Genomic DNA, 8,942 nt, shown 5'->3' with positions numbered 1-8,942 from the left:
TGGTTTTCCCAGGGCAAAACAGCCTCCTTTTTGGAGGTCATCATACAAAATATAAGCGCCCTGCAAAGTGTAAAGGATGTCTCCGAACACCTGTAAAGGATGTCCCCGGTCTGGACATCGAAGGGGGAAATGAATTCGGCCCGAGCCGAAGAAAAAGGGGGATGTGCTGCTCTCCCCACGGGCTTGAAATCTCCTGGCTTTGGCAGTGACCATTTCTTGTAGCTGTCGGGCAATAAGCTGCCCATCAATTTATGGTGAAACTGATTCAATATTGGCTACATCCCCCTGCGTCCTCCCGAAAGTGTTCGGGACAGGCTCTTCGATGGGGGAATTTTTCTTGCATGGCTGACATCTTTCCTGGAAGGGGGTGCAAGGGGATGCACTGCACCACAACGGATAGTTGCAAAGTCCTTAAAGGTACTCCAGTTGGAGATGAGGAATCCGCTTTCTTGTAGAAAAGAGGGTAATGTTTGGAAAGGAGAAGTACTTTCAGTCCTACCGCGAACCCCTGTACTTCCAGTGCAGGGAGCACTCAGTTCTTTAGTCCGACTCCCGGCGGATTCCGTCGTTGAAAAAATGAACGAGACCATAGATAAAAGGATCCGAGAATGTTACCCGGGATATTCATTCTGCTACACCTTTATAATCTTATATTTACGTCAGTTCGATATAAAATCTCTCATCAGGAGGGATTATGCGACCATAGGGGAAAAATTAGAACGGGATTTACAGGATTAGAGGATCTGCAGGATGGCAATGTTTACCTGAGAAGGAATCCGGAAAATCCTTTAATCCTGTCCATCCTGATTCCAATGGGTGAAATGTGAAATTAAATGATCTTACATGCAGGATAATCGGTCATCATTAAAACCTTATTGCGGGTGACAATTATTATTTAATGTCAGTTCGAGATAAAACCTGTCATTGGGAGGGATTAAGTGACCATCGGGATCCCGACACCTGTCGGGAGGCAATTTCCCGGCGGGTGAACAGAAAACAGACGGGGAGATCGCCACGTCGACCTCATCGTTGAGCCAACAAATATGTATAATGTCTCCTCGCGATGACAGTTACCATTTTGAGTGTTTCTTATGTCAAACCTAGGTTATATTTGGTAGTGTTACTCTTTTTTGTTAAATCTATTCTCATTGGCAATACGCAGGTTTTTTCCTGGAAGAGGGCTTTAAAATACCCTGGTGTCATTGCGAACGGAATGAACGGAGTGCACCGTAGCCTCGGCAAAGGTGTGCGAAGTGAATGGAGTGCGGCAATCTCCTCTAGTGTGGGGATCGCCACGCCCCAATCCGCCAGCTGGCGGACGCGATGACAGTTTCATATACCGCGGTTTTAAAAAGCCTTCTGAAATAAACTCTTCGCTAACTCACTCTACTGTGTTGTATAAATACGTTAGATCTATTCTGCTCTTATTGGTAATCGGCGGTTTAATAACGGGGTGCTCTTCGCAAAATGAGCTTCAATGGAACCAGGAAGATGGCCACCGGTGGGCCGAGCTTTCGACCGGCTTCTTTGGCAGTACTGGTTTCCGCCAGCTGGATCCCTCCACTACCAATATCAATTTTACCAACCGTGTTTCAGATGAGGATGTTACGGAGAACAGGAATTACCTGAACGGTTCGGGGGTAGCGGCCGCTGACGTGGATGGGGATGGACTCATCGATCTCTATTTCGGGCAACTCAATGGACCAAACAAGCTGTATAAAAACCTGGGAGGGTTGCAGTTTAGAAATATTACAGACGAGGCGGGTGTTGCTCACGAAGGATATAATACCTCCGGCGTTGTATTTGAAGACGTTGATGGGGACGGCGATCAGGACTTGCTGATAACCTCACTCACAGAAGGAAACGAGCTATACATCAATGACGGGCAGGGACATTTTGAGCTTCGGCAGGATAGCGGACTCGGCTCCTCCAAGGGTAGTAATACAATGACGTTGGCGGATATTGACGGCGATGGAGACCTCGACCTTTATGTAACGAATTACAAGCTGAAAACGGCACGTGATATTTTTACGGCTGAAGAACTAATACCAAAAAACACAGTCAAAATGCAGGGGGACTCGCTGGTGGTTATCCCCCCATATAACAAATATTATGGGATTATAGAAACGGACGGGCAATCCTACCGGAATGAATATGGCGAGGAGGATGAGCTATATATCAACGATGGAAGCGGTCATTTTCAAAGGGCGGAAGATATAAAGCAGCGATTCCTGGATTACAATGAAAATCCCAAAGGCCTGCCCCGCGACTGGGGATTGACGGCAAAGTTTCACGACATCAACAGGGACATGCTGCCCGACCTGTATGTAGCCAATGACTTTTGGACACCCGATAGGATATGGATCAACCAGGGGGACGGAACGTTCAAAGGTATCCAGCGGAACGCTATCCGCAGCATGAGTTTCTCCTCCATGGGCGTCGACTTTTCTGATATCAACAGGGATGGGATGACTGATATATTTGTGACCGAGATGTTGAGTGCCGATCACCAGCGTAACATGCGGCAATTCTCGGATTACCTCGATCCAATAGACGGGCGTCCCCAGTACAACCAGAATTCGATGTACCTGAACAGGGGAGACCATACCTTTGCCGAGATCGCATATTACAGTAACCTGGAGGCTACCGAGTGGTCGTGGGCCACTAAATTTTTGGATATCGACCTGGACGGTTTTGAAGATCTGCTTATCACCACCGGCAACGGGAACGACTACCAGGATATGGATACCCAGATGGAGATGCAGCGCCGGGACCAGGTAAAGCCGGGATCAAGTGCGCTCCTGGAATACCCGGTGCTGGACCTGCCAAACAAGATGATCAAGAACAACGGGGATTTGACCTTTGCCGATAAAAGCAGTGAATGGGGATTTGAAGAGGAAGACATCTCGCATGGGCTGGCCGTGGCTGACCTCGATAATGACGGGGACCCGGACTTTGTAATAAACCGCCTGAACAAAGCTGCTTCCGTGTTTGAAAACCAGTCCAACGCCCCGCGAATTGCGGTACAACTAAACGGCTCGGAGCCCAATACCTCGGCCATTGGAGCCAAAATAGAACTGGAGGGGGGACCGGTGGTGCAGCAAAAAGAGATCACTTCCGGCGGTGATTATGTATCCAGTTCACAAAAGGCGGTCTGGTTTGCCGCCAGCGAAGGAAATACCGATCACACCCTTACGGTCCACTGGCCTGATGGCAAGACAAGCACTATTGAAGGTGTCCATGCAAACAGGATCTACCAGGTGGATGAACCGGCGGGAGCAGGGAAAACAACTGTTAACGAGGAGCAGAAGGTCGCGAGCTCCCATCTTTTTGAAGATGTCTCAGATCGCATTGACCACACGCACCATGAAGATCCATTTGAGGATTTCAGTATACAACCACTGCTTCCCAAGAAAATTAGCCGGCAGGGACCGGGCGTCTCCTGGATCGACTATGACCGGGACGGTGACGACGACCTGTTTGTGACCTCGGGCAAAGGAGGGAGGCTCGGGTTGTTTGCCAACAACGGCGACGGGACCTTCACTCCAACAACCCTGGAGGGGATATCCAACCAGGCGGCAGGCGATCAGTCGACTGTGATAGGGTGGGGCGAAGCAGGTCGCACACAGCTCATGGTGGGTAGTGCCAACCTGGAACAGGGCAATATTGACATGCCATCTGCACATCAATTTGCGGTTGCTGTAAACCAAACGGTTGCTGAAAAGCAGATACCGGGAATCCTTTCCACTACCGGTCCACTGGCTGCCGCCGACTATGACGGCGACGGTGACATAGACCTTTTTGTTGGCGGGAGCTTTAACCCGGGCCGTTATCCCGAAGATGCCTCGTCACGGCTCTTCATTAATGAGCAGGGAAATTTTGTGCTCGACCAGGTCAATTCCCGAAAACTAAATAACATCGGGTTGGTCTCCGGGGCAACATTCAGTGATATCGACCGGGACGGGGACCCGGATCTGCTCCTCAGCCGGGAATGGGATTCCCTTCTCCTCCTGGAAAACAGTAACGGTAACTTTAATGATGCTAGTTCGGAATATGGACTCAATGCCTACAAAGGGTGGTGGAACGGGATCACGACCGGCGATTTTAATAGTGACGGTCGACCGGATATCGTTGCCACTAACATCGGGACGAACAGTGTCTACCAGCACGATGTCAGTGAACCCCTCAAACTGTTTTACCAGGATTTTAACATGGACGGCTCACTGGATATCATCGATGCCTACTTTGATGAGAGACAAAGCCAGTATGTAACCCGGAAGAAGATGTACGAGTTTGATTCCATGCCGTTTATTTATCGCAATGTAAATACCCACAGCACCTTTGCCAGCGCTTCACTGAATGAGGTATTCGGGCAGGATTTCAGCAGGGTTCCATCCAAGGAGATCAACACGTTGCAACACATGATCTTCCTGAATACGGACCAGGGCTTTGAACCACGCCCACTTCCCACAGAAGCCCAGTTTAGCACAGCATTCCATAGCTCAGTGGCCGACTTTAACAATGACGGCAATGAAGACCTGTTCCTAACACAAAACTTTTTCCTGTTCCCGCCTTCCACTCCAAGGACCGATGCGGGGCGGGGATTGCTCCTGGAAGGGGATGGTAGCGGGGGATTCCAGGTTGTCAAAGGGCAGGAGAGCGGCATCATGGTCTACGGCGACCAGCGCGGGGCGGCCGTTGCTGATTTCAACAACGATGGAAAGACGGACCTGGCTGTCTCCCAGAACGAAGATGAAACGAAGCTTTACCTCAACCAAACCGAAAAGCAGGGCTATGTTGTTCGACTAATTGGACCGGAAGCAAACCGCGATGCCCTCGGTTCAGGAATCCGGGTGGTATACCAGGACGATACCAAAGGTCCGTGGCGTGAGATAAAAGCGGGCACCGGCTACCGTTCCCAACCCAGTGCGGTGCAGGTATTAGGCTATGAACAGGAGGTGACTGCCATTGAGGTCTCCTGGTTCGATGGGACCACCAAAACAGTTCAGGCGGAGGCAGGCAAATGGGAATACAGTGTTAGATATTAAGTTGAAAGTGTTAAGTGTTAAGTAGAGAGTAGGGGTGAAGGTCAGAAAGTCTAAGGTCGGAAGGTCTAAGGTTGAAAGAAGTTGAATTGTTGAATTGTTGAGTTGTTGAGTTGTTGAGACGTTGAATTGTTCATCAAAAGGGCGAAGGTCCAAAAGTCGGAACCTCGAAGGTGGGAAGGTTAAAGGTTGAAAGTTGTTGAATTGTTGAAGCAATTTCTTACACCTCACAGTGCTTGGTACCGTTCGCTCTGCGGCGGTACCCCAGGATGACGCTCTGCGTCCAGAAAAGTCACAAAACCGGGAATATCTAGATTTCTTTTATCCCGCAGGCTTTCGGGAAAGGGGAATAAATCACCCCGGTGTTTTTTTTGATGGAAGTTCTTTAGTCCGACTACCGGCGGATTTTCTTCATTGAAAAAATGAACGGTTCCATGGAGTAAGGAATCCGTTGAAGCGTTGAATCGTTGAGATGTTGAAGTGTTAATCCAAGTCAAGGTCCAAAAGTCCAAGGTCGGAAGGTCAAAAGTCCCATCTCCCCACCTTTCGAAATTTTTGTTTAACAAAGTGCCCGAAACTAGCATGGGTAACCCAGATCCACCTCGGCCTTGGAAAAGCTGACCGCCCGGAAGGAAGCGACGGAAAGCGTTAAGAAAAAATCTGTGATTTTTTTAGCGGAACGGAGTGCCCTTCAGGGAAGGTTTTCCTCAGCCGGCGACTTTTTTCGTTCATTTTTTTATCACTAAAAAAATGAATACTTCATATCGATAATACCTCCCAGTTATTTTATTAGGGCTAATCTCCGGTGGTGGTGTTCATTTTTTGTACGACCAAATCCGCCGGGAGTCGGACTTACGAACTAGAACCAAAAAGTCGCCAAAGAATCCCAGATATTGATCTATCCTGCAAATAAAAGGGATTACTGCTTTGGCTCATAGCTAAATTGTTCTGATACTACCTGCAGGGATTCTCTGGGCTCCGGAACCCCATCATGTTCACATTATACCACCCCACAATTGAATGTTTTATTGCAACTAGAAATCTGTGGCTTCAAGATGTTGAGTTGTTGAGTTGTTGAGACGTTGAATTGTTCATCAAAAGGGCGAAGGTCCAAAAGTCGGAACCTCGAAGGTGGGAAGGTTAAAGGTTGAAAGTTGTTGAATTGTTGAAGCAATTTCTTACACCTCACAGTGCTTGGTACCGTTCGCTCTGCGGCGGTACCCCAGGATGACGCTCTGCGTCCAGAAAAGTCACAAAACCGGGAATATCTAGATTTCTTTTATCCCGCAGGCTTTCGGGAAAGGGGAATAAATCACCCCGGTGTTTTTTTTGATGGAAGTTCTTTAGTCCGACTACCGGCGGATTTTCTTCATTGAAAAAATGAACGGTTCCATGGAGTAAGGAATCCGTTGAAGCGTTGAATCGTTGAGATGTTGAAGTGTTAATCCAAGTCAAGGTCCAAAAGTCCAAGGTCGGAAGGTCAAAAGTCCCATCTCCCCACCTTTCGAAATTTTTGTTTAACAAAGTGCCCGAAACTAGCATGGGTAACCCAGATCCACCTCGGCCTTGGAAAAGCTGACCGCCCGGAAGGAAGCGACGGAAAGCGTTAAGAAAAAATCTGTGATTTTTTTAGCGGAACGGAGTGCCCTTCAGGGAAGGTTTTCCTCAGCCGGCGACTTTTTTCGTTCATTTTTTTGTCGCTAAAAAAATGGACACCTCTAACGGTAAAAGAGCAAAAAAAAGAACAACCAGGCCACCAACAATCCAACCTCCCCTAAAAACCCGATCCACCCGAAAAAGAGGAAAACGCCCAAAATTAATTTTATCCATAAAGTCCGGCAGAACAGTCCCTTACCAACACCCAAAACAGCCGTTTCAAATTATTCTGTAAGGATTTGCCCTGAAACCTATCTATAAGGACGAGGGGAGATCCGTCAAGAGACAGATCTTTCAACTTATCATTAGAGTTAAAATTATTAATAAACGGGAGTTAACAAATGAGTCTTACATACTCGTTATATGAAAATCATTTAACTGAAAATTCCAACGACTACCTTGCCGTAGTGCGCGACCAAGACAGCCACAGCTTAGAAGAGATCGTCGATTTTATGGCCACCCGCGGTTCTACCGTTACCAGGGCCGATACGCTGTCCGTGCTCGAAGAGTTTGAGGCCGCCATAGCCCAGATCCTGCTGCGAGGCGGCAGCATCAACACGCCGCTGTTCCGGATCAGCGGGGCCATATCCGGGGTGTTTACCGGGCCCACTGACAGCTTTGATCCCGGGCGGCACGAGGTGAAGCTAAACGTGAATCCGGGGATGCGCGTGAAGCGTCTTGCCGAGCGGATCAGCGTGGAGAAGGTGAGCCCCGCGAGCCCCAAGCCCAAACTGCTGCGGTACTATGACAACGGCAGTGACACCACCAACGAGACGCTGAGCCCAAGTCATACCGGCCGGCTGGTGGGCGAGCTGCTGAAGTTTGACCCTGAAGACCCTGACCAGGGGCTGTTCCTGGTCGCCTCGGACGGGGCCGAAACCAAGGTCGAGGAGTTTGTAGAAAACAGTCCCTCCAAGCTTGGGTTCCGGGTGCCGGAGGGACTGGCCAGCGGGGAGTATACCATGGAGGTGCGGACCAAGCTCCACAATACCAAGGGACTCCGCACAGGAGCCCTGGATGCCACCCTCACCGTCGCCTGACGGCCATACAAGGACAAAATCCAAACGGGCCGCATGCCATCCCTTTCAGGCATGCGGCCCTATAGTTATAAGACGATTATCCCTATGCTTTTAAGTGTCTTAACCCATAGTTATAACTGGCTCATCCCTACGGTTACAACGGTCTCATATCTACCCTACAACGGTCCCATACCTATAGATATAAGCACCTTATACTTATGCTTATAACACTACCTTTCCCTATCGCTATGAACCAATTATCCCCATAGGGCTAAATCGATTTTCCCCGTAGGGGAAAGACAATTGATCCCATAGGGGTAATATGCTAAAACCCAATAGGGTTTATTTTTTTCATGATGGCCTATGGTGTTAACTGACCGTACATATCGTAACATCAGCAGGATATTGCACCTGCCGGGACGAAATTACACGCCCGACCAAGGGGGGCAGAACCAATGGGACCAATCCCGTGGCACTCTCTCGATTAGTGGGACAAAAAAAGATTGCCCCGTCGCCTGATATAGTACCCCTAACTATCATATCAACATCGCACTGCTCCTACACCGATAAGCATGGTCCCACGCTATAATCACACATCATATTATGTGGGGGCTTTGCAGAACCCCTGATTTAGCGATTGTGTCGCAAAACCAATAGGTCTGATCGAACATCGCCAATATTTCACCCAAATGGTATTTTGTTATGTCCGATAAGCGCCACCAGCTAAGCATTCTGGATCAGTGGGCAACCCAATCTGGTCAAATTAGCCGTTCAACCGAACGCCTGGCCGAAATTGACGAGTGGATCGACTGGGAACCGCTCTACGAGATTGGCCGCAAGATCGACAAGACCGGCCCGGCCGGCGGGCAGCCCCGCAAGCCCGTGCGGTGGATGATCCGGGGGCTGTTTTTGCAGCACCTGTACCAACTAAGCGACCCCGCAGCTGGAGGACCAGCTCATCGACCGGCTCAGTTTTCGCCGCTTTGCCGGGTTGCCGCTCGACCAGCAGGTACCCGATTTTTCCACCTTCTGGCGGTTTCGCCAGGCCCTGGCCACCGAGGAGTTGGTGGAGGAGCTATTCGCTGAGATTACCCGCCAGCTGGAGGCCCTGCTCAGTGGTGACGAGCGGGCCATTTTCGGCGATAAGGCCTATCCCAGCAAAGAGCTTAAGACCCGGTGTCGCCGGGAAGGCACCTATTATGGAATCTTGGATAAGGCCTAT

At 49.5% G+C, this 8,942-nt stretch carries 4 protein-coding genes; 3 read left to right on the top strand and 1 reads right to left on the bottom strand.

The features are described from left to right. Nucleotides 1-1,183: 1,183 nt before the first annotated feature. On the bottom strand, nt 1,184-1,336 hold the full coding sequence (locus tag NC796_RS26135; RefSeq protein ID WP_310688800.1) for a hypothetical protein: 153 nt from the start codon (nt 1,334-1,336) through the stop codon (nt 1,184-1,186). Between the two features lie 58 nt (nt 1,337-1,394). On the opposite strand from NC796_RS26135, the gene NC796_RS26130 reads away from it, so the two are divergent. From NC796_RS26130 to NC796_RS26120, 3 genes are all read left to right on the top strand, one after another. After that, on the top strand, nt 1,395-5,048 hold the full coding sequence (locus NC796_RS26130; RefSeq protein WP_310688799.1) for an FG-GAP-like repeat-containing protein: 3,654 nt from the start codon (nt 1,395-1,397) through the stop codon (nt 5,046-5,048). Nucleotides 5,049-7,042: 1,994 nt separating this feature from the next. Next, nucleotides 7,043-7,741 carry a DNA-binding domain-containing protein gene (locus NC796_RS26125; RefSeq protein WP_310688798.1) on the top strand — a complete coding sequence of 233 codons (699 nt, stop codon included), beginning with the start codon at nt 7,043-7,045 and terminating at the stop codon, nt 7,739-7,741. A 922-nt stretch (nt 7,742-8,663) separates the two neighbouring features. After that, nucleotides 8,664-8,942: transposase (locus NC796_RS26120; protein WP_310688801.1), on the top strand; the 279-nt coding region annotated here is incomplete at its 3' end.

The organism is Aliifodinibius sp. S!AR15-10 (assembly GCF_031569985.1).
In the GTDB taxonomy this organism is placed as follows: Bacteria; Bacteroidota; Rhodothermia; order Balneolales; family Balneolaceae; genus JAMQKA01.
This window is presented reverse-complemented; position numbering and strand designations above follow the sequence as displayed.

Bases quoted from the DNA above. Each gene is read 5' to 3' on its own strand.
- NC796_RS26135 (WP_310688800.1), bottom strand. From the start codon at position 1,336: ATGAAACTGTCATCGCGTCCGCCAGCTGGCGGATTGGGGCGTGGCGAT.
- NC796_RS26125 (WP_310688798.1), top strand. From the start codon at position 7,043: ATGAGTCTTACATACTCGTTATATGAAAATCATTTAACTGAAAATTCC.